Source organism: Caballeronia sp. SEWSISQ10-4 2, from assembly GCF_030464885.1.
In the GTDB taxonomy this organism is placed as follows: Bacteria; Pseudomonadota; Gammaproteobacteria; order Burkholderiales; family Burkholderiaceae; genus Caballeronia.
The window spans coordinates 59,864-81,273 of record NZ_JALPRJ010000019.1 but is presented as its reverse complement, the minus strand read 5'-3'; the positions used below and the strand labels follow the sequence as shown (position 1 = coordinate 81,273).

The following is a 21,410-nucleotide window of genomic DNA, read 5'->3' as shown; positions in this document are numbered from 1 at the left end:
TTACGGCATGCCTGTTAAGCGGCACCAAGCGGCAATCACAGCAAAACGTGCGTCCTCACGTCCCGGCGATTCACGCCTTCGAAGGACGCCGCAACCGGAGAGAAATAATGCGAACAAGCGCCCGAAATCAGTTTGTCGGCGAAGTGGTGGACGTCAAGCACGGCGCAGTCAACGACGAGATCTTGCTGCGTGCCAATGACGGCCTTGAGATTGTCGCGGTGATTACGCATGGCAGCGCCGCATCGCTTGGTCTGGCCGCCGGCAAGGCCGCATTCGCGCTGGTCAAGGCGTCGTCTGTGATCGTGATGGTCGACGTGGCGAGCAGCCAGGTCTCGGCGAGGAATTGCCTGGCCGGAACGGTATCGGCGGTGACACCGGGTGCGGTTAACAGCGAAGTCATTATTACCGTCGCGGGCGGCGCGCAGGTTGCCGCTATTGTCACGAATGAAAGCGCGCAACGGCTGGGACTCGCTAGCGGGAAAGCGGCAACGGCTATCTTCAAGGCGTCGAGCGTGATCATCGGCGTGGACGACTAGCCGGTTCTAAGAGCGCACTGCATTAGTTCAGTGGAATAGATCGCAGGGTGCTGGTACCGCTAGCGGATTTCTGGCGGTCTATCACGTACAGCAAGTGGTGCCCCGGATCGATAGCCGCCCCGCGGGCATCCTCGAAATCGTTTGCGATAACGGTGACCGAGTTGTCCGGGTTGATCCGGCATACCGCCGTCGAATTGCATTTTGTGTAGAGCGTACCGTTTGAATCGATGGTCAGCAGGTCCGGCCCATTGATCTTGATGACCGTTGTGTTCAAGCCGCCGGCCTGGGCGTGATTGATCAAGCCTGAGAGGCTGGTCTTAAGGATCATGTTGTCAGCCTGATCAGAAATGAAAACGGCGTCGCCTTGTACCGCGATGCCAACGGGCTTAGCCAAACCGGTCAGCAAATTGTGCTCGGATGTGGCGTGGGCTGATTCATCGTAAGTGATCAGGCTTAAGCCGCCCGTTGCCGGGGCATTGCCGTTCTTGACGAACCAGGTCGAGAGTAGTTTTCCAGCACCGATGGCGCTCAGGCCAAGCCTGCGTCGCGTTGGATCGAGGCCTGACAGGGTGGAGACGGATTTGTCTGCGCCGATGTCGAACACGGCGCCGGCCGTGCCAAATCCGAATCGCCCCGCTAGCAATGAACCGGTATCCGCGATAGTCACCTGACTTAGCGCATTCGCTTGTCCCGCTACTACCGGGATCGCGGCGAGCGGTGTGAACATGCTGCCATCGACCGATGAAAGCACACTGTTGGTTTTGTCGTCCGTAATGAAAATCCTGCGGTCAGCCGGACGGAAAGCGATGCCATTCGCCCGGGCATTCAGGGAGACGCGCTGCGGCGCGCTAGCGACTTGCGCCGATCCGCAAGCGGATAACGTGACGACCGCCGCGGCCGTCAAAGCGCTTGCGATTGTCAGCGCGTAGCGGGCAAGACGCTTGGAGAAGTGCGAAAAAACCATCGTGTTTCCCTTCCTCACGCGCTGGTCGAAGGCCACCAATATAGCGCTTAGTACCCTTTGGGCGGGCATATGCGCGAATTTGTATGGTGCGTATTGCTTGCGCACCGAGTTGCCGGCCGTGGCAGCAGCGTAATATCCGGGTGGATATAATGCCGGACAAGCCGCCTGAAACCGGCCTTTGGAGGACGAGAAATGAGTGATGCCAACGCCCATGCAGTCGCGGTTGAAACCACTGCGCAAGCCGTCATATCGCTTGAGGGGGATTTCCTGCGGCCGTTGTCCGTCGATCTCGGGCAATTCAGGGAGCAACCCGCCGTTGTCGCTGATCCATTCGATCTGCGTTGTTATACGACGAACCGGTTCATTCGCAGTGTCGACACCTATCGCGGGGTGTTGCTGAAAGACCTGATCTTGAAAGCGGGTCTGCGGCCTGAGCCGAAGGGCGAGTTCAAGCGCACGGTGTTCATTGCGGTCGCGCAGGATGGCTACGCGGTCACCTTCTCATGGCACGAGTTGTTCAATACGCCAGTGGGCGAACGCGTGATCGTGGCGTATGAATGCGGAGGCCGCGCGCTCACCAGCGAGGAGGGCGTGCCGATTCTATTTTCAGGTGCGGATATTCTTCCCGCACCCCGTCATGTGAAGCGGCTTGCGCGGATCGTGGCTCGTGTCTTGACGGTTTGACTCGCGGCAAGCGCTGCTTGCCGCGCTCGAAAGGCAGACTACAGAGTCCCTTCAAATTGCACGAATTCAATCCAGTTCGGGTTTTTGCCCGCCGGATACTGTCCGATCGCCGTGAGCGCGCCGGTCTGCTTGTTGATGCGATATACGCTCAACTGCGTCGACAACTGCCCGGCTGCCAGCAGATAGTTTCCTGACGGATCAATATTGAATCCTCGCGGCTGCTTCTCGGTCGACCATGTGCCAATTCGCGTGAGCTTGCCCGATTTCCGGTCGACGCTATACGAGGCAAGCGTGCTCGAGGTCCGTTCAGAGGCAAACAGGAAACGGCCGTCCGGCGTCACATGAACGTCTGCGCCCCAGGGCTTATCGCCGGAAAAATCCGGGGGGAGGATCGAGACGGTTTGCACAGGCTTGGCTGTGTCATTCGCGGCGTCGAAGGCAAGAACATGTAGCTTGCCGTCGAGTTCATCGATCAGATAGGTGAACCGATGATCCGGCGAGAAGACGAAGTGCCGCGGTCCCGATTTCGGCGGTAATGCATAGGCGGGCGCCGCATCCGGCGTGAGTTGGCCGGTCACCGCATCGAATTTCAGCCGCAACCACGCATCGGAGCCGAGGACAGAAGCGAATACATAGCGGTTATCGGGGGCGTTGCTGATTGAATGGGCCATCGGCCCGGTTGGAACGGATTGCTGCGGGTCGCCCGCTAAACCATTCGTGTCAATGGGATTCACGGAAAGCAGATTACCGCCATACGATGCGGAGAACAAATAGCGACCCGTAGCGTCGGTGGAGAGGTAGGCCATGCTATTGGCCAACGGCGAGGTCTTGAGCAGGATCAAGTGGCCGTCCAACGGGTTGATCGCAAAACTCAACACGCGATACGGCTTGGAACGCAGCCCGGCATAGAGATGATGGTGGTCGGGGGAAAGCGCCAGCGGCATCACGGTTCCGCCAACCGGAAGCGTCTCGACCTTCGAAAGCGCGCCACTCGATTGATCGAGCCGGAGCACTGAAATATCTTCGCTGTCGGCATTCGAAATATAGACGTAGGTTGCTGCTTGCGCCGCGCTCATAAGGATGCCGAACGTGAGTGCGCCAGCAATGATGCGCCAGGTCGTTTTTATTTTCATGGACGGATTAAATTGGGTGAATTGGTTTGCCTAAGCGGATACGTCAAAGAACGGGCCGCACTTTCGTAAACATGCTTGATAGCAAGCTGATTCTTAAGCCGCTTACTCGCTCAATTGAAAGGCCGCTACCGCGTCGGCCATTTGCTTCGCCTGCTGTTCGAGCGAACTGGCAGCCGCAGCGGCTTGTTCTACCAACGCTGCGTTCTGCTGGGTGACCTGATCCATCTGGCTGACGGCTTTCCCCACTTGAGCGATGCCCGCGCTCTGCTCAATGCTCGCCGCTGTAATCTCGTTCATAAGACTTGCGACCTTTTGAACCGCGTCGACAATCTCGGTCATGGTGTCGCCCGCTTGCGCGACCAGGCCATTACCGAGCTGAACGTCATGCACCGATGTCCCGATTAACGTCTTGATCTCTTTAGCCGCATTCGCGCTGCGTTGCGCGAGGGTGCGGACTTCCGTCGCCACCACGGCGAAACCGCGTCCGTGCTCTCCCGCCCGCGCCGATTCCACCGCAGCGTTAAGTGCCAGGATGTTGGTTTGAAACGCGATGCCATCGATCATGCCGGTAATCTCGGCGATCCTGTTGGAGTTCGTGCTGATTGCATTCATCGTGGCCACTGCGCGCCCGACCACTTCGCCCCCACGTTGCGCCACGTCCGCGGCCGTGGCCGCCAGCTTGCTAGCCTGTTGAGCGTTGTCAGCGTTCTGTTTGACCGTCGAGGTCAGTTCTTCCATGCTCGCCGCCGTTTCTTCGAGCGACGCCGATTGCTCTTCCGTCCGGCTCGATAAATCGATATTGCCTGCGGCGATCTCGCGCGCGCCGGTATTGATCGCGTCGCAACTCGAGCGCACGTTCATTACTGTGTCCGACAAACCGTGCTGCATTCGGCGCATTGCATCGAACAGTTGCCCGATTTCGTTTCGGCCGTTTTGCGGAATTGCGATCGTGAGGTCGTTCGCGGCAATCTGATCGAGCGAAACAATGGCCCGTTTCAGCGGATCGATCACGATGCGTCGAAGCGCAAGATGAGTGACCGCGATCAGGCAAAGCGCTCCGATCACGCCAATGAACACTAGGGTAATCACCCATCCATGTTCACGGTCACCCTGCGCCAGAGTGTCTTTCATCAAGGAGTTCGAGAGATTCTGAAAGGCCTCGACGTTCGATGAATACTTGGCTCCTGCGCCCGTGATTTCCTTGTCGTTGATCGCGGCATAGGCAGTTGTGTCGCCGGTGCGCAGGGCCTCCTTCGCTTTCGTCAGCAGGACCGCAAGAGCATTCGATGACTCGACAATCGATCGCTGTAGCGCCTCATCCCGCCCGGCGAAACCAGGCGCGTCGCGAAATGCGCTCGTTTCAGCGGCGGCCCGGTCGAAAGTGACCTGCGCGCTTTTCAAGGCTGAATCGCGCGTGGCGGTGTCATTGCGCTCCTTGAGGGCGGAATAAGCTCGCGTGAGCGCCGCGCGCGTGCGTGTCGTGTCCTTATAGCCGTCGTTGACCAGGATTTCTTGCTCGGCGATTTGATGCAAGCGCCGGGCGTTGTCGTTCGCGCGGCCGAGCATAAGCACTCCCACGATCGCGCCCACAACGATCATTGAGGCGAATACGAAAAGCACCACTAGGAGGTTGGAGCGGATTGTCACGTTTCGCATATTTTTAGTTTGGATGGTCGACCGTGCCTGAGTTAACGGCGCGCCGCGGTTGAACTTGACCTATGCGCAGTCATTTAGCCTTTGGTAAAAAGTCTTACGGGCTATTTAAGGCAGTCAAAACCGGCTTGCCGGATAGATAGCATTGAGTCAGACGTTGGTTCCGGCGGCTAACGGAGCGCGAAGCTCGACACGCTCGATCTTCCTGACGATGACCAGATAGCTGAACACGGTGAGAAGCGCGTTTATACCGACGAACACCAGTGCGTTGTTGAAGGATCCGGTCTTGGCCACGAGATAACCGATCACAATCGGCGTCACGATGCCCGCGACATTGCCGAACATGTTGAAGATCGAGCCGGACAGGCCAATTGCTTCCTTGGGTGAGGTGTCCGCGACCACCGCCCAACCGAGCGCGCCAATACCTTTCCCAAAGAAAGCCAGCGACATGAGCGCGACAACCAGCCAGTCTGCCGTGACGTAGTTGCATCCAATGATGCATGTGGATAAAAGCATGCCGCCAACGATCGGGATCTTTCGCGCAATCGTCAGGGAATGACCGCGCCGGATCAGCGCGTCCGAAAAGACCCCACCGAGCACGCCTCCCGTAAAGCCGCAGATCGCGGGCAATGAAGCAATGAGTCCGGCTTGCAGAATGGTCATGCCACGTGCCTGGACGAGGTAGATCGGAAACCACGTCAGGAAGAAATAGGTCAGGACGTTGATGCAATACTGAGCCAGGTACACGCCAAGGAGCATCCGGTTCGACATCAGCTGGCGTACGTAAAACCAGGTTCCCGGGCTGGCCGCATCGGCATAGGCAGTCTTTCTTTGCGGATGAATCAGGCCACCGCCGTTCTCGATGTGCTCAAGTTCGGCCTTGTTGACGCGAGGATGATCGCTCGGGTTCTTCATGACTTTGAGCCATGCCAGGGCAAGCACTATCCCTGCGGCACCCATTACCAGATAAACGTTTTGCCATCCGAATGAGTGGGTGATCCAGGCCATGAGCGGCGTGAAGATGACCGCGGCGAAATACTGGGCCGAGTTGAAGATGGCAGAGGCGGTGCCGCGCTCAGCGGTCGGAAACCAGCTTGCCACCACTTTTGCGTTTGCAGGAAAGGCAGGTGCTTCGGCCATGCCCATCGCAAAGCGCAACACGAACAATGCAATGACGGCAGCGCCTGCGCTGCCCGCGAGACCGATCGAACTTTGCAGCAAGGTGAACAGCGACCACAGGAAAATGCTCGCGCCATACATGCGGCGAGCGCCGAAACGGTCGAGCAGCCAGCCGGCCGGCAACTGCGACAACACATAAGCCCAACTGAAGGCGGAGAAGATGTAACCCATGCGAATCGCGTCGAAGCCGAATTCGCTGCGCATTGCGGAGCCGGTGATCGACAGGGTGGCGCGGTCGGCGTAGTTGAGTGTGGTGATGATGAAGATCATCAACAAAATCAGGTACCGGACGTTCGTGCGTTTGGCGATGCCGGCAATGCTGGCGGTGCGGCTTGATTGCATGGTGTGTCTCCAATCGTTCTAGCTGGATCGCATTTTCTATAAGCAGTTGCACTGCTCTTGAGCGATTTGCTTATCGTGCTATTGCGCCTATTGCGCGCCCAGTTTCTTGATGAGCACGTCGAGCCGGGCCATTTCGTCTTCGTCGAGATCGGTGAGGGGAGCGCGCACCGGGCCTGCACTGTGGCCGACAAGCTTGGCGCCCGCCTTGACGATGCTTACCGCATAACCGGCACGACGGTTGCGAATGGCGAGATACGGCAGGAAGAACTCATCGATCAGCTTGCCGACCGTTGCGTGATCGTCCGCTGAGACAGCGCGATAGAAGTCCATTGCGGTCTTCGGAATGAAATTGAACACTGCCGACGAATATACGGGCACGCCGAGCGCTTTGTATGCGGCTGCGTAGACTTCAGCGGTTGGCAGGCCGCCGAGGTACGAGAAGCGGTCGCCCAGGCGGCGGCGGATTGTCACCATGTTCTCGATCTCGCCTACGCCGTCCTTGAAGCCGATCAGGTTGGGGCAACGGTCGGCCAGACGTTCCAGCACGTCGGCGTTAAGCTTTGAATTGGCGCGGTTGTAGACAATCACGCCGATGTTTTTCACCGCCTTGCACACCTGTTCAACGTGCGCGGCGATGCCTTCCGGACAGGCTTCCGTCAGGTAATGCGGCATCAACAAAACACCGTTTGCACCCAACCGCTCCGCTTCCTGCGCGTACTCTATTGCCACACGCGTGGGGCCACCGGCACCGGCGAGAATGGGTACTTTGCCCCTGCAGGTTTCGGCGGCGGTGCGGATCACGTTCGAATAATCGCTTTTGGTCAGCGAGAAGAATTCCCCCGTTCCACCGGCGGCGAAGAGGGCGGTCGCGCCATAAGGCGCAAGCCATTCGAGGCGTTCAGCGTAGGTGTCGGCGCGAAAATCGCCTTGCTCGTCAAAGTCGGTGACAGGGAAGGACAGCAAGCCATCCGATACGATTTGCTTGAGTTCTTGCGGTGTGGTCATGAGTAAAACATCCGAATAGTCTTAATTGTTAGTCATCGTACAACATGATCGACATGCTTTCAATAAAAACGCTGTAGGTACTGATACTACTGCATTGTTATCGATCTGCGTGGCAAAATGATTGCGCAATCGTTGTATGATGACAGATGTTAATTTTGCGATATGTAGTCAATCCGGAAAAGGATGAGTCAAATGGAGCAGCCCCCTCTCTACATCCGCGTTCACCCGCAAGACAACGTCGCCATTGTTGTCAATGACGGCGGTCTCCCGGGGGGAGCGGTCTTTCCAGACGGTCTCGTGTTGCGCGAGCGCGTGCCGCAGGGTCACAAGGTCGCGCTCGAGGATCTCGCCGAAGGCGCCGAAGTCATCCGCTATAACGTTGTGATCGGGTATGCGCTCAAGGCGCTGCCCAGGGGCAGCTGGATCAACGAGCACGTGATTCGTATGCCAAGTCCGCCCGGGCTTGAAGGCTTGCCCATCGCGACGGTTAAAGCACCGGCGATGCCGCCGCTCGAGGGTTTCACCTTCGAGGGGTATCGAAATGCGGACGGTTCGGTCGGGTCACGCAACATCCTTGCGATTACGACGACCGTTCAATGCGTGGCCGATGTAGTCGAGCACGCGGTCGTGCGGATCAAGGCCGAACTGCTGCCGCGTTACCCAAATGTCGACGACGTTGTTGGTCTCGGGCACACCTATGGCTGCGGTGTTGCTATCGATGCGCCCGATGCAATGGTGCCTATCCGCACGGTTCGCAATATCAGCCTGAATCCGAACTTCGGCGGAGAAGTGATGATGGTGAGCCTCGGTTGCGAAAAGCTGCAGCCGGAGCGGCTGATGCCGCCGGGGACCATTCCGATCGCAACCGTTGACAACGTGGATGACGTGGCCCACATCGGCGACGTCGCGCAGGATTTGAACGGCGATGTCGTGGTCCTGCAGGACGACGCTCACGTTGGCTTCCAGTCGATGATCGGCTCGATCATGAGGATGGCTGACGGTCATCTTCAAAGGCTCAATAACCGGCGCCGCGAAACCTGCCCGGCATCCGATCTCGTGGTCGGCGTGCAGTGCGGCGGCAGCGATGCATTTTCGGGACTCACGGCCAACCCGGCGGTCGGATTTGCCACGGACCTGCTGGTTCGCGCAGGCGCTACCGTCATGTTCTCCGAGGTCACCGAGGTCCGTGACGGCGTCGACCAGTTGACCAGTCGCGCGGCGACGCCGGAAGTGGCGGAGGCGATCATCCGCGAGATGCGCTGGTACGACGACTACCTGCAGCGTGGCAGCGCCGATCGCAGCGCGAATACGACGCCGGGTAATAAAAAGGGCGGCTTGTCGAACATCGTCGAAAAGGCAATGGGCTCGATTATCAAATCGGGTAACGCCGCTATTTCGGGGGTGCTGTCGCCGGGCGAAAAAGTGAAGCAGAAGGGCTTGATCTATGCGGCGACGCCCGCAAGCGATTTCATCTGCGGCACGCTGCAGCTCGCAGCGGGTATCAATATGCATGTCTTCACGACCGGACGCGGCACGCCATACAGTCTGGCCGAGGTGCCGGTCATCAAGGTCGCGACGCGCTCGGACCTGGCGCGCCGCTGGCATGATTTGATGGACGTCAATGCTGGCACCATCGCGACCGGGGATGCGACTATCGACGATGTCGGTTGGGAATTATTCCGGCTGATGCTTGAAGTGGCGAGTGGCCGCAAACAAACTTGCGCCGAAAAACTGAAGCTGCATAACGCGCTTGTTCTGTTCAATCCGGCGCCGGTGACCTGATGGTGTCGGCTGATGGTTGTGTCCGGGAATCGCTGGGGTAGCGACGGCGGACGTTAAACTCGCCGGCGTTATCGAAGAGGTCGCGATGGAAGAAACTGACGAACGCAAGCAGGGCGATGTAGTTGATGGTCCTGCTGAGAGTGTGACCCTGATCGACGTTGCCCGCGTTGCCGGCGTCGCGCCGATGACGGTGTCCCGCGCCTTGCATCGGCCCGAACTTGTCCGCAGCGCGACGCAGAAGAAGGTGCTCGATGCAGTTCGTACCACCGGCTACGTGCCGAACATGCTGGCTGGGGGGCTCGCGAGCAGTAAGAGCAATCTGGTCGCTGTTCTGTTGCCTACCATTGCCAGTTCCGTCTTCGCAGATACCGTCCAGGCGTTGATGGACGGATTGACGGCCGCGCGATATCAAACCTTGCTCGGACTGACGGGCTATTCGGCGCAGCGCGAGGAAGAGCTCGTCGAGGCCATTCTGGGGCGCCGGCCGGATGGGGTCGTCCTTGCGGGTACCGATCACACGGATGTCACTGTCGAACGGCTGACCCGGGCGAAGATTCCTGTCGTCGAGATATGGGATCTGACCGATACCCCGATCGATATGGTGATTGGTTTCTCACACGAGAAGCTTGGGGAGGAGCTTGCACGGCATCTGGTTAAAAAGGGCTATCGACGGTTTGGCGTTTTGACGGTCGACGATCCTCGTGCGCTTCGCCGTGCCAACAGCTTTATTTACGAACTGCAGCGCCACGATATTGACAACGTTCCTTTTGAAATACGTCAGGCTCCAGCGACGGTGCAAGTGGGGCGCGAAGGAGCGTCGGCGGTGTTGGAGGGAGGTACGCCGGAGATTATTGTTTGCAGCTCGGATACGCTCGCGCAAGGAGTGCTCGCGGAAGCCGCAAGCCGTGGATTGAAGGTGCCTCAGGATCTGGCCGTGATGGGGTTTGGCGACTTGAGTATGGCGGCACATGTTTATCCAGCGTTGTCGACTGTGCGTGTCGATGGTGCCGCCATTGGTGCGCGTACGGCTCAGGCGTTGCTGGAGCGGTTCGCTAGTGGCGATAGGGCGAAGGATTATCCGGTGCGTCTGGATACGGGCTTTACGATTATTGATAGGGATAGCGCTTGAGTGGTGGGAGGAGGTTAGTGTTTGGAGTTCATCCAAGCCAATGCTGTTCGTTTTTTCCCTTGGGACCAAGTGGTGGCTCATGCCGCGCGGATTCCAGGCCCGCGGCATCCAGCCGAGGGGATCTGACCGCACAGTCCGCTTAGGCGCACAAGCATAAAGATTCACGCCAACCGCAAGCCCGATCGGATCCTGGTTAACAAGCCGCCCGACATCCGGATCGTAGTACCGGAAGATATTGTATGAAGCCCCGCGTCATGGTCGGCGTATTGCCCAGCATAGCGTAGCGGCTGTTCGGTTCGTGGTATAAACAACTGGTCCTCGCCGTGCGCAACCTTGCCACACGCCGAGTACCGGCCCTCCGTCTAGCGTCATCGGTCACCTCAAGCGGCATGCCGACAAGCCAAGTATTGCGACGAACCACCTGGAGTTTACCTAACTAAAGGCATCATCTTCCGTGACAAGCAAATCCATAAACTGTTCGAACGAATCGGTTAGCTGGCGAGTTGCCTTTCGACGGTTCTCTGCTTCTGTTAGGGTTTCATCAAAGACATCATGCAACCAGTAATGCACCGAACCATCAGCTAAACTTAGGCAGAGAAGGTTGCCTCCTGGATCGATCGCAAAGGGGACAGACGACTTAGAAAATCCACTCTTACCAGCACTGCTTGCGTACACACTTTGAATGGTGCTGCCCGATGCACTATTGGGAACACGGTCCCTTGGGGCAATGGGAAGAAATTCGTGGATCCATATCGGCTCCCAGTCATCTTTCATCGGAAACCAGTCGAGCGTCGGCATGCCGCCATTGAACTTCAGGTAATGCGCCTTGAATGCATCGGGCAGTTGTACCGCGACACTGCCCTCGAAAGCTGAAATGTCGCTTGCACTTAAGGCGTGCCCGCACTTCGAAAATTCATTCTGTTTCATCTCAGCTCCTTTAACATCCGGCCTTGGGGGTGCGCCCTTTCAGCCACCCCTGTTTCTGGGCGGCCTGGACCGCCTCTTGGGAGTCGTAGTTCACACCAAAGTGCTTCGCAAATTGATCTGCAGATCCAGCATGAGGGAACGAGTCAATATGTGCTTGAGTCTTGACAAGCTGCATTGTGGTCTGCCCCGTCTCGGGATTGAAATCATCCAGATGGTGCCATGTATATCCTGATGCGTCCGCCTTTGAAATATTTGCTTCTTTGAATGCCTGGACAAAGTCTCTGGATCGAGATCCCTGCATTGTGATCTGTACGATGTTCGCTTGACCCTCGGTAACAGGGAACAGATCGGGGCTGCCGGTGAAATCCACGCCCTGATACGCCCATCCCAACGGATCAACCCACGTAGTCGGATTCGGCGCATAAGCATAAAGATTCACCCCACCCGCAAGCCCGATCGGATCCTGGTTAACAAACCGCCCGACATCCGGATCGTAGTACCGAAAAGTATTGTAGTGAAGCCCGGTGCTATCATCGGCATATTGTCCGGCATAGCGCAGCGGCTGTTCAATCCGAGCGATGGCAACCTGATCCTCACCATGCTCGACCTTCCCCCAAGCCTTATAACGACCCGCCCACGCCAGTTCACCAGCGTCATCGGTCACTTCAAGCGGCGCGCCGACCAGATCGGTATGAAAGTGGTAAACCCGTGCGCCACGCCGCGCTGTCTCGATGGTCGCCACTGCCAACGCCTCACCGATCACCGTATCGAGCCGCGCAAGCGGCGTATAAGCGGCCTCCGGGCTATACACATAGCTGCTGACACCGGTTTCGCGCAACTCCTGCACCATCCGCAGACCCTGCCAGACGAAACGCTTGCGCTCCACATGCCGCCTTGAACCTATCGCCTCACTATGGGTGTCGATCTTCGCGGTACGCCGTCCGAGCGGATCGTACTGAAAGCGCGCGTCGACCACACCCCGCGCATTCTCGGTCCTGACCGCGAGCAGCCGATCCTGAGCATCGTAGGTAAAACGCTGGACCTGATTTGCGCCCTTGCGTTTGGTGATGAGATTGCCCCACGTGTCGTATTCAAACCGCAGGTCCTGCCACATGCGTAGCCGGTTGCCTTCAACGCTGCCACGGCTCTTGCGCTGAATCTCGTCAAGCAGATTGCCTGCCGCATCCCAGGCAAACTGTTCCTGACTGTTGTCCGACAGCCGCGTCTGCAGCAGCAGTTGTCCCGCCGGGTCGTACCGATACTGCGTGCTGCCACGCAAGCTGTCATTCTGTTCGGCGAGCTCTCCGCCCGGGTGGTAACGATAGCTGCGCCATAGCCGCCCGCGCACCGGACCGCTTGCCTCGTTCGCCATTCCAGCTGATTCCCATAGCTTGCGGCCGAGCGCGTCGTAACCGGTGCGATGGGTGAGTCGTCCCTGCGTGTGCATTACTTCGCGATGCAGATCATCGCGTTCGAAGTCGCTCACGAGCTGCGTGCCGCTGCTGATCTGGTGCACATGGCCCGAGCCGTAGCGCAGCATCTCGATCGGCTGGCCGTGGGGCAGGGCAAGAGTTGCTATATTGTCGAGTTCATCGAGCGTATAACCAACGCTGCCATTGACGCCATGCTCGGTCACGAGACGACCGGCCTTGTCGTACTCGAAACGCACCGTGTCCGCTTCGACACCCAGCGCAACGCCGAGATCCGTTGGAATTCGCTCGACCTTTAGCAGGCGGTCGCCCTTATCCCGCTCGTAGTGTGTGACCTCGGTCAGCGTGCTCTGCGCGAGTAAATTGCCCATCTTGTCGCGCTCGAAACGGGTGCTCCGTCTGGGCGCCTCAGGCGCTTGAGCCGCGCCGTTCGCCGTCTTACCGGATGGCGACATATCGGACGTGCCTACGGTCTCGATCGTCAGCAATTCGCCGGCCGCACCATACTCGAAACAGCGCACGATGCCGTCCGGCCGTGTTTCGTGCAATAAGCGTCCACCGGCGTCGTATCCGAACGCATAGCGCGCGCCATTGTCACTGGTTAGTTCCTGCAATCGACCTTCTACGTCGTAGCGGTAACGCAGCCGGCGTTCGGCCGGGTCGATGGTTTCGACAGCCTGTCCGCGTGCATTGCGCTCCCAGCGACGGGTGAGTCCACCAAGACCGGCATGCCGCAGCAGGAGTCCCGCCGCGTCGTACTCAAATGCCTCACGGCTACCGTCCGGCAGTTCGACGAGCAGCGGCTCGCCGGTGGGCCGTCGCGTGTAGCGTACGCGCTCTCCAAGTGCATTTATCACCGCGACGAGTTGCCCGTCGTCGTTGTATTCATAGCGCGTGGTTTTGTCTGAGCAGTCTGTGTAGGCGTGCAACTGCCCAAGCCGGTTCCATTCCAGGGTCTTGCTTCCGCCGCGCGCGTCGACGTGCGTCGCGGGCAACGCGGTCAAACCCTCTGGATAGACGTAGCGCTCGATGCGTCCAAGCGGATCGCGGGTCCTTAGCAGCCGGCCCTGCAAGTCGTATTCGGCCTGCCAGACCCCGCCGTCGGGCAGTACGAGTTCGCTCGTGCGCAGGCTGTTGCCGTGGTACCGGATCGTGGTCGTGCGCTGGAGCGGATCAGTCTCCGCAATGATGCGTCCGGCTTCGTCATAAACGAAAGCAATCTGGCGATCGCCCGGCAAATGCACCGCGGTTGGCATGCCGGCCGCGTTGTTTTCAATTAAGTAGTGGCCGCCGTCGAGGTCCGTGCATTCGACGATCTGAAAGCGGTTGTCATAGCGCCACCGTGCCGTGCAGCCGTTCGTGCCGTGGATCCAGCTTTCGCACTGCTCCAGGTCATAACCGAAGGTCCAATGCTCGCCGTCGCTGGAAGCGGTTGCGACAACTCTGGGTTGACCCGCGATCTCGGCCCACTGATAGCTGCAGGTGAAACCGAGCGCGTTGGCATGGCTCGTCATCAGGCCGTCGCCATAGCTGAATCGACGCACCACGGCGCCGTTGGCATCGGTGACGGATACAAGCTGACCGAGCTCGTCGTAGTCGTAAGCAACGAGCGTGCTGGGCACGTCCTTGCGCACGTTCGCTACAGTCGCGACGGTCGAGATTGTAGCGAGCTGCCCGTGGATCGGCTCGTAGTCGAGTTGCAACTGCAGGTCCCCGCTCGTGATGATCTCGCGCACACGGCCCTGGCTGTCCCTTTCAAAGCATTGCCACTGACCGGCCTGATCCTCGATACGCCGCAGCCATGCGATACGTTCAGTCGTGGTATCCACGACGCCGAAGTCGTAGTAGGTCTCGCTCAGGTCGTAGACGATATATCGGCCGTCCGGCATACATGCCAGATAACGCTGCTCGGTTTCACTAAATGCCGTTCGGCCCGGCGCAAGCAACGGGAAACCGCTTTCGCGGCCTTGCGCGTCGGTGTACCAGAGGTGGCCGTCGCGCGCCTGCAGCCGAATTTCCCAGGGCAGCACCCAGCCTCGGCCAAGCGTTCCTTCGTCAGTCAGATTGCTTGCGTAGAAGCGCTCGCAGACGACGGGCAGCGGGCTCGGCATCACGAAATCGGTTTCGTTTTGAGGAAGCAGTACCTTGCGACCGGTGGTCACGTCCACCGGATGACCGAACAGACCGCCCATCACGCGACTGACCACGGGCGCTGCTACATAGCGTCCCACCGCCTCACCGATCATGAAGCCGCCGATGAATTTGGCGGCGCAGGGCAGTAGAGCTGCCGAGAGGCCACCGGCTTCCCTGATCATGCCTGCGAGTCCGCCGACGAGGCCCGCAAGCGCAAACGCCCAGTCCACGGTGGTGCGCAGCCACGGGGGCACTTCATCGTCCACCGGCAAATAGCGCACCGTCCCGCCACCGATGAAGGTATTGGACGAGCCGTCGTCAATCTTCGCGCCGCACGTGATCGCGTCCTTCTTGCGAGAGGCAGGCTTGCCGTTGATAAAGACGCTGGAGGACCCCTCGGCAACGAGCGGCGTGGGGTTGTGCTTGCTGCACTCGACTGTGCTTGCCGTCGCGAAAGCGGCGGCCCGGCTGTTGATGAAAACGTTGGACGATCCCGAGGCTATGGCACCGGACGGTGAGGAGCACATCTTGCCTATGGCCTCACCTAACGCCAGGATTCCGCTGGCGCCTACTCCGGCAGCAAGACCCGCCAACAGGGCGACACCAAAGCCGCAGGTGAAGGTGGCAAACGCTACTGCAGCAATAAGAGCGACGCCGATAACCGCGCCGATCAGGAATCCAGTCAGCGCGCTGGTGTGGGCGATAGGATCGGTGAGCCGTGCTGCTTCGTACATGGGATCTAGCCGTCAGTCAGCCGCGGGTTGGGGGAGGTCATCGGCTTTAGCTGGTCTGTAGCCATCCAGCCACTCACGCCACAGCGCGTGAAATGCATCGTCGAAAGACTTCGGGCTGGCAGCGGTCAGGATCAGCGCACGTAGCGGTGCAATGAGAAAAGCCGCTTGCCGCTGGTGCACATGACGGCCGTTGTTCTTGTAGGACGCGTCAATGCGTTCGCCTACGAGCACGTCGCCTTGCCCAAGTTGCTCAGTTTGCCGCGACAGCAGCTTGTGCCCCGGCATGCGTCCCTTCAGTTGTGCAAGCTGCCGGTCGATATAGGTAGACAGGGACTCGCCCTCTACCAGCCAGTCGCGTGCAATGCTCAGATTGGGATTGCTCGTTATGTCGGCCGGCACGAAGATGTTCGTGGTGCGGTCCTCGAAGCTCGCCGGCAGAACGATGCTGCCTTCGTGAAAATGGATGCGCCCTGAAGGCGTGCGGGTGTCAACGGTCATGGAGTTGCTGTCCGGTAGCTGGGCAGGTCGACTTTAGTCGGGGTTGATATTGACGGTAGTCGCCTTGATCGTGATCTCCGAGCCATCGAGATGGATCACGGATGCGCCTTTGTATAAATCGATCGCGTCCGCAGTCATATGAATCTTCGTGCCGCCTTCGCCGCCCACCTTGATCCACAACTCCTTCGTCTCGATAGTATGGATTCCTACTGGCGTCTTATGAGTCGCATTGCCCTCGCTCACCGTATCGTCCAGGTTTCCGATCGACACGGTCGTCTCGTGGTTCCCCTTGGCGACGGTAATACTCCGGTCGCCCTTGAGCACCTGCGTCGTCTGCGCGTTTTCAACAACGGTATTCATGTCCTTCTGCGCATGCATGAAGAATTCCTGCGCACCGTTCACGTCCGAGAAGCGCAATTCATTGGAGCCTTGCCCCTTGTGCGTCTGACTGCGAATGCCCATCGTCTGGCCGGTGCTGCCGTGGTAGGGATTCGCCGCCTCTCCGTTGAACACCCGGCCGACAATGACGGGGTTGTCAGGGTCGCCCTCGTTGAACGCGACAATCACTTCCTGGCCGATGCGTGGAATGGCGCTGCCTCCCCATCCAGCGCCTGCCCAAGGCTGCGATACCCGTACCCAGATGGTGTCCGATCCATCCAATTTTCCACGACGGTCCCAATAGAAATGGACCTTCACGCGGCTGCCGTCCGTATAAATTTCCTCGCCCTTGGGACCGACCACGACCGCGGCCTGCGTGCCATGCATGAACGGTTTGGGCGTGCGGCGCTCGGGCCGGAACGGAACGTCGATCGGCAGGCAGGTGAACGAATTGCGATACGGCAGCTTCGCTTCATCGCGTGAATAATCGTTCACGGCGTGGTGACGCACGTGCAGGATCGCGAACTCCTTGTTGTTGTACGCCGACACGCTATGGTTAGTCAGCTTGAAACGGCCGGCGGTGGTCATGCGCCACGCAAAACCACTGCCATCGAACCTGCGCGCCTGCGCTTCCTCGGCTTGCATCGCATAACTCGCATAGCGATTACCGTCGTCGCTATGATCGTAGAGAGAGCGATACTCGTAACGCTCGGTCTTGCCGATATTCGGCGTCTTCAGCATGGTCGGTACTTCGACCTGCATCAGCGGCGTGGAAGGGGTGTTGTAGTTGAAGTCGCGAAAGGTGATCTTCCCCACGCGGAAATTGAACGTTTCGTCCCAGCGGTCGATGCCGTTGTGCTCGCTCGCGGTGCTATCCGCAAAATACGGAACGGTGTCGAGGTTGGCGATTGGCGCGAACGCGTCGTTGCTGTCGCCGATAACGAGGACGTGCTTGTCCTTGTCATACCGGAACGTCCAGAACATGCCTTCCTGCTCCATCAGCCGGGTGCAGAAGTTGAAATACGATTCACCGTACATCACCACATACTCGAGCGGCGCGCGCTGCCCGGAGAGATTGAATTCGTAGTCCTTGAAACCGTGTTCGGTAAAGATCTCGGTGAGAATATCCCGTGCGGTCTTGTTCTGGAAAATACGGCAATCGGTCGAGCGGATCAGAAACCAGAACCACGGTACGACGGTCATTTCATAGCGCGTCACCGTTCCGGAATTGCCCACTCTGCCGAACGACACGGCGTAGCCGTGAAAATGGCGCCGGTCGGCATCCGAGGCCGCAACGATCCCGCTCAGCACGGTGTTGGCGGCTTGCGGATCGAGCGTGATCGAAACCGGTTGCCCAACGATCTTGTCTATGTCGATATTGTTTCGATGAGACAGCAGATCGAGATGAATCTCCGGCAGCCGGCTCACGTATTCGTCGACGACCAAAGCGTTGACGAGCAGCACGTCCGGTCCCAACGGGGACGTCATGGTAACGAAGCGGTTGTCCTGCGTGAGTTTGGGCTGCGCGCCCGACGCGCTGTTGATCGCGTCCGCAATGGAGGCGGGCGTTTTCCCGAGCAGCGAAGCGCCTGTCTGGGCCAGTTGCACCGCACGGACGGCTCCGCCCACCACGCCCGCGCCAGGCATCCCGCTCAACCCCGCAACCTGGCTCGCGACACCGGCAAGCGAGCCGATATCGCTCAACGAGCCACCGTTCGGCAGGCCGCTTCCGTTCGATGCAAAACTCATGGACGTTCTCCTGTGTCGTTTGGCGGGTCGCTTATCGCGCTGCGCTTACGCGGTTCGACACTAAAATTCACCCAATCAACAACACCCGGCTAAGGCAACGAGATCGTCAGATTCGCCGACTTCGGCCCCACCTTCACGATCTCGGAATAGGGCGCAACGGCCTTCAGCGTCGAGTCCTTCAGATACGAGTTCAATCCGACAAACGCGAGCACGCCGATCAAGGCAAACACCGACGCAATCACCCACAACGGCACTTCGCTTTTCAAGCGGTGCGCGATCTGGTCCGGAAGCGGCCAGTGCGGCGCGAACGGCGCGCGTTTGCCCTTCATTTGCGCGATCTCGTCGCCGACCCGGGCGGTCAGATACGCAAGCCTTTCCGGTCCCTCCATCATGTACTTGCCCTGGAAGCCGAGGAGCAGGCACATATGGAACACCTCCAGCGACTGCAGACGTGATGCGCCTTGCGCACGCGCTTCTTCGAGATGCTGAAAGAACTTCTCGCCTGCCAGTTGCTCGCCGAACAACGTCAGTTGCAGCGGCTTGCGTTCCCACTCCGCACGAATCTTGAAACCCGATGCGAGCACGGACTCGTCGACTGCCGCACAAAACGCGAACTTGGCGGCGAACATGTCGTCGGCCGATACATTCAGCTTTTTCGCGCCGCGGTCGAAGTCGCCCAGGAACTCCTGGATGCGCGCAAGAAAGCTCGCGGCATCGCCTGGCTCGCGACCGTTCTTGAGCAGGAACAGCATGAAAAAACCGTCGTAAAGCAGATCGAGCAGCGAACGAATCTGATACGTCGACGCAGTAGCAGGGCCGGTGTTCCGATTGCTTTGCTGGGGCGGGGCATCGCCGAAAAGAGAGGGTGCGTAGCTCATGAAGTCACCGCGATCAAGTCGAGTTTGAGGTCGTCGATACCGGACGGGGCGTAGATCATGGCCGATTGCGCCTGCAGCATGCGGTCATACAGGGCGCCACGCGTTTCAAGGGCGAAGTAGCAGGCGCCAGGCCGCACGGGAATGGCCGGAGGCACCTGGGGCGTATACGTGAGCCGCACGCCGGGCATGGCCGAGAGCACCAGCTTGTCGACGTCTTCGGGCGCCCCGACCTTGAAGCGCGCAGGCACGGCTTCGACAAGCTCCACCGTCGGCATGCTGCCCGTGACCGAGAGGAAGAAGGTGGTCTTGTCGTCGATCTTGCCGGAGTCGATGCGCCCGAGATGGAACGACGGACGCACCTCGTCCAGCGCGATTGCGAAGTAGCGCGTGGAGATCACGGTATCGAGCAGGTCACGCAAGATGCCGTCGAGCTGGTCGAAGGCAGGACCGGGATCATCATGGCGATAGACCGGCAGGTCCGCGAGGGCGTAACCCTTCGAGAACGTCATCAACTGACCCGCGAGCCGCAACAACTCCTGGAACAGGCGCTCGGGATGCAATGCCGGATGCTGGTAAAGATGCGTAAGCGCGGCGAAGGCGGCGCTTGCCGTATGCAGCAGCCAGAACGAAGCGACATCGCCGGAACGGAACTCGATGATGTTCTTCGTCGGCTCGCGATGAAAACCGTAGAGCGCACTGACCTTCGCCTGCAACGCCTCGATGAGTTGGCGCAGGCGCTGATGCAGCAGCGGCGACGCTTCGATAGCGAGGCTCGGCGGCACGAACGATTCGTCGATCTCGAAGCCTGAAGTCGCCGTGCGCCGGATCCGCACGAGCGGCACGGACATGTACTGATCGCGCGGCTCGCTGTTCGCCACCAGCTTGACGCTTGCCTTGAGGAAGGTGATGTCGGCCTGCGCGGCGTCGGTGAAGTGATCGCCGACGGGCGCCTGCTCGCTGACATAGCGCGAGACAAAACCGGCGGCAGGATCCTGTACGTAGTTCGCCCCTGCTTCGCGCAGCGGATGCATGGCAAGATAGAACGTGAACTCGTTGACGCCGTCAGGCAGGGTCTCGAGCGCGATTGCCGCCGGCAAGTCGTTGGCTTGCGGCGCGGAATACAGTTCGCCGTCGGGAAAAACCAGCGACAGGTCACTCAGGCGCAGCACATTGCTCGCGAGCGCGTCGCGGTCGAAACGGACCGAACGCACGCCCCAGTTATAAGGCTGGAGGGCTCGGACGGACTCGAACAGACGCGCCTCGTGATAAGCGTCTTGTCGCTGGAAATGCTGCGGCCGCAAAAAGAGGCCTTCTCCCCACAGCACTTTGGCGGAATAACTCATATTCAACCTGTATAGGTGTCGCTGCAGCGATTGCGCATTACGAAAAATCACGCTCTGCACACCCGCTTTCGCTCGGGTCTTAAAAGCAATCGCTCATTGAACCTCTCTTCGAAACCGCTCACGGAGGTTTTGCCGGGGACATCCACTTCGAATTGTTCGCGCTGGCGCTACACATGGCCGGCTCGATAATATTCTTTCCACACTCATGATTAAAGCAGGGCCTAGCCGCAGCTCACCGATGACAGCAGATTCAGTTGCTGCGCCGGTAATCCCTGGTCTGCGGGTATCACGGTTCCGCCGGTCACGGTCATCGCGCAATTATGCAGGCCGATCATTATGCCGGATTTCTCCGACCGGGCAGGGTCGAATGCGAACTTCCAACGCTGTTGCGCCGGATCGCGGAATAAAGCGACGATTCCAAGAGCGCCCGCTTCACGCGTGACCTTTTCCTTTACTGTATAACGCTGTCCCGGGATCAGCGTCACTTCTCGCACGCGGATCAAATCTTCGCCTAAAGTCGCTTTCTCGCGACCAGGGTCCGTGAATGTGTCAAAGGGAGCTTGCTGGAAAGAGGTCGCGTCTTTCAATGTATAGAGCCGGACTACCAGCGCGAGCGGCCGTTTATCCATGGCGGCATTCAGATTCGGCGCTGCATAAAGGGTCAAGGGCACTTCGCGCGGCGGTTTCTGGGCGTCCGGAATATCGGGCTTACCAATGCCAACCGCCTGCAAACCCGCGCTGGCAGCGGCGCCGAGCACCGAAACCCCTGCGGCGCATCCCCCCATCAGCAGGGTGACGACGAATATAGCGCTGCACCCAAGATATCTCGTATTCATGCTTTGCCTTTCGCGCACCACGCTTGGGCTCCCCGATTATGACAAGCAAAGGACGATATTTCACGAAGCTGTCTTGTCTTCGCTCAACCGTTTGTTT

At 59.1% G+C, this 21,410-nt stretch carries 16 protein-coding genes and 1 pseudogene; 4 read left to right on the top strand and 13 right to left on the bottom strand.

Going from position 1 to position 21,410, the window contains the following annotated elements:
• The first annotated feature begins 107 nt into the window (after window positions 1-107).
• Window positions 108-536 (top strand): molybdopterin-binding protein, encoded by a 429-nt coding sequence (locus M0D69_RS15205; protein ID WP_301782787.1) that lies wholly within the window; start codon window positions 108-110, stop codon window positions 534-536.
• Window positions 537-558: 22 nt separating this feature from the next.
• Here M0D69_RS15205 and M0D69_RS15200 read toward each other — a convergent pair whose 3' ends face one another.
• The gene (locus tag M0D69_RS15200) at window positions 559-1,500 is read right to left on the bottom strand and encodes a hypothetical protein (protein ID WP_301782786.1); all 942 of its coding nucleotides are present in this window, start codon (window positions 1,498-1,500) and stop codon (window positions 559-561) included.
• Between the two features lie 192 nt (window positions 1,501-1,692).
• Between M0D69_RS15200 and M0D69_RS15195 the strand changes: the two genes are divergently transcribed.
• Window positions 1,693-2,184: a molybdopterin-dependent oxidoreductase gene (locus M0D69_RS15195; protein WP_301782785.1), complete on the top strand. Its 492-nt coding sequence runs from the start codon at window positions 1,693-1,695 to the stop codon at window positions 2,182-2,184.
• A gap of 38 nt (window positions 2,185-2,222) precedes the next feature.
• Here M0D69_RS15195 and M0D69_RS15190 read toward each other — a convergent pair whose 3' ends face one another.
• The 4 genes from M0D69_RS15190 to kdgD form a co-directional block, all read right to left on the bottom strand.
• Window positions 2,223-3,317, bottom strand: a complete 1,095-nt coding sequence (locus tag M0D69_RS15190; protein WP_301782784.1) for a lactonase family protein — start codon at window positions 3,315-3,317, stop codon at window positions 2,223-2,225.
• Window positions 3,318-3,419: 102 nt separating this feature from the next.
• Window positions 3,420-4,973 (bottom strand): methyl-accepting chemotaxis protein, encoded by a 1,554-nt coding sequence (locus M0D69_RS15185; protein ID WP_301782783.1) that lies wholly within the window; start codon window positions 4,971-4,973, stop codon window positions 3,420-3,422.
• Between the two features lie 147 nt (window positions 4,974-5,120).
• Complete coding sequence (locus tag M0D69_RS15180) at window positions 5,121-6,491, bottom strand: MFS transporter (RefSeq protein ID WP_301782782.1); 1,371 nt, start codon at window positions 6,489-6,491, stop codon at window positions 5,121-5,123.
• Between the two features lie 87 nt (window positions 6,492-6,578).
• Complete coding sequence (kdgD, locus tag M0D69_RS15175; protein WP_301782781.1) at window positions 6,579-7,496, bottom strand: 5-dehydro-4-deoxyglucarate dehydratase; 918 nt, start codon at window positions 7,494-7,496, stop codon at window positions 6,579-6,581.
• Between the two features lie 192 nt (window positions 7,497-7,688).
• Here kdgD and garD point away from each other — a divergent pair, with 192 nt between their 5' ends.
• Window positions 7,689-9,278: a galactarate dehydratase gene (gene garD / locus M0D69_RS15170; RefSeq protein WP_301782780.1), complete on the top strand. Its 1,590-nt coding sequence runs from the start codon at window positions 7,689-7,691 to the stop codon at window positions 9,276-9,278.
• Window positions 9,279-9,363: 85 nt separating this feature from the next.
• Window positions 9,364-10,407 carry a LacI family DNA-binding transcriptional regulator gene (locus tag M0D69_RS15165; protein WP_301782779.1) on the top strand — a complete coding sequence of 348 codons (1,044 nt, stop codon included), beginning with the start codon at window positions 9,364-9,366 and terminating at the stop codon, window positions 10,405-10,407.
• Window positions 10,408-10,578: 171 nt separating this feature from the next.
• Here the strand turns inward: M0D69_RS15165 and M0D69_RS15160 are convergent.
• From M0D69_RS15160 to tssJ, 8 genes and pseudogenes are all read right to left on the bottom strand, one after another.
• Window positions 10,579-10,641: pseudogene (locus tag M0D69_RS15160) on the bottom strand (hypothetical protein); the annotation flags it as partial.
• A gap of 198 nt (window positions 10,642-10,839) precedes the next feature.
• Complete coding sequence (locus tag M0D69_RS15155; RefSeq protein WP_301782778.1) at window positions 10,840-11,334, bottom strand: SMI1/KNR4 family protein; 495 nt, start codon at window positions 11,332-11,334, stop codon at window positions 10,840-10,842.
• Between the two features lie 10 nt (window positions 11,335-11,344).
• Entirely contained in the window at window positions 11,345-15,631 is a 4,287-nt protein-coding gene (locus tag M0D69_RS15150; protein WP_301782777.1) for an RHS repeat-associated core domain-containing protein, read from the bottom strand.
• A gap of 12 nt (window positions 15,632-15,643) precedes the next feature.
• Window positions 15,644-16,129, bottom strand: a complete 486-nt coding sequence (locus M0D69_RS15145; protein WP_301782776.1) for a DUF1795 domain-containing protein — start codon at window positions 16,127-16,129, stop codon at window positions 15,644-15,646.
• Window positions 16,130-16,162: 33 nt separating this feature from the next.
• Window positions 16,163-18,256: a type VI secretion system Vgr family protein gene (locus M0D69_RS15140; RefSeq protein WP_301782775.1), complete on the bottom strand. Its 2,094-nt coding sequence runs from the start codon at window positions 18,254-18,256 to the stop codon at window positions 16,163-16,165.
• Window positions 18,257-18,345: 89 nt separating this feature from the next.
• Window positions 18,346-19,134 (bottom strand): type IVB secretion system protein IcmH/DotU, encoded by a 789-nt coding sequence (icmH, locus tag M0D69_RS15135; protein WP_301782774.1) that lies wholly within the window; start codon window positions 19,132-19,134, stop codon window positions 18,346-18,348.
• Window positions 19,131-20,477 (bottom strand): type VI secretion system baseplate subunit TssK, encoded by a 1,347-nt coding sequence (gene tssK / locus M0D69_RS15130; RefSeq protein ID WP_301782773.1) that lies wholly within the window; start codon window positions 20,475-20,477, stop codon window positions 19,131-19,133. Before tssK ends, icmH begins: the two co-directional genes overlap by 4 nt.
• 221 nt (window positions 20,478-20,698) lie before the next feature.
• The gene (tssJ, locus tag M0D69_RS15125) at window positions 20,699-21,313 is read right to left on the bottom strand and encodes a type VI secretion system lipoprotein TssJ (RefSeq protein ID WP_301782772.1); all 615 of its coding nucleotides are present in this window, start codon (window positions 21,311-21,313) and stop codon (window positions 20,699-20,701) included.
• Between the last annotated feature and the right edge of the window lie 97 nt (window positions 21,314-21,410).

Excerpts from the sequence above, each read along its gene's own strand:
- M0D69_RS15205 (WP_301782787.1), top strand. The coding sequence starts at position 108 with ATGCGAACAAGCGCCCGAAATCAGTTTGTCGGCGAAGTGGTGGACGTC.
- M0D69_RS15200 (WP_301782786.1), bottom strand. The coding sequence starts at position 1,500 with ATGGTTTTTTCGCACTTCTCCAAGCGTCTTGCCCGCTACGCGCTGACA.
- M0D69_RS15195 (WP_301782785.1), top strand. The coding sequence starts at position 1,693 with ATGAGTGATGCCAACGCCCATGCAGTCGCGGTTGAAACCACTGCGCAA.
- M0D69_RS15190 (WP_301782784.1), bottom strand. The coding sequence starts at position 3,317 with ATGAAAATAAAAACGACCTGGCGCATCATTGCTGGCGCACTCACGTTC.
- M0D69_RS15185 (WP_301782783.1), bottom strand. The coding sequence starts at position 4,973 with ATGCGAAACGTGACAATCCGCTCCAACCTCCTAGTGGTGCTTTTCGTA.
- M0D69_RS15180 (WP_301782782.1), bottom strand. The coding sequence starts at position 6,491 with ATGCAATCAAGCCGCACCGCCAGCATTGCCGGCATCGCCAAACGCACG.
- kdgD (WP_301782781.1), bottom strand. The coding sequence starts at position 7,496 with ATGACCACACCGCAAGAACTCAAGCAAATCGTATCGGATGGCTTGCTG.
- garD (WP_301782780.1), top strand. The coding sequence starts at position 7,689 with ATGGAGCAGCCCCCTCTCTACATCCGCGTTCACCCGCAAGACAACGTC.
- M0D69_RS15165 (WP_301782779.1), top strand. The coding sequence starts at position 9,364 with ATGGAAGAAACTGACGAACGCAAGCAGGGCGATGTAGTTGATGGTCCT.
- M0D69_RS15155 (WP_301782778.1), bottom strand. The coding sequence starts at position 11,334 with ATGAAACAGAATGAATTTTCGAAGTGCGGGCACGCCTTAAGTGCAAGC.
- M0D69_RS15150 (WP_301782777.1), bottom strand. The coding sequence starts at position 15,631 with ATGTACGAAGCAGCACGGCTCACCGATCCTATCGCCCACACCAGCGCG.
- M0D69_RS15145 (WP_301782776.1), bottom strand. The coding sequence starts at position 16,129 with ATGACCGTTGACACCCGCACGCCTTCAGGGCGCATCCATTTTCACGAA.
- M0D69_RS15140 (WP_301782775.1), bottom strand. The coding sequence starts at position 18,256 with ATGAGTTTTGCATCGAACGGAAGCGGCCTGCCGAACGGTGGCTCGTTG.
- icmH (WP_301782774.1), bottom strand. The coding sequence starts at position 19,134 with ATGAGCTACGCACCCTCTCTTTTCGGCGATGCCCCGCCCCAGCAAAGC.
- tssK (WP_301782773.1), bottom strand. The coding sequence starts at position 20,477 with ATGAGTTATTCCGCCAAAGTGCTGTGGGGAGAAGGCCTCTTTTTGCGG.
- tssJ (WP_301782772.1), bottom strand. The coding sequence starts at position 21,313 with ATGAATACGAGATATCTTGGGTGCAGCGCTATATTCGTCGTCACCCTG.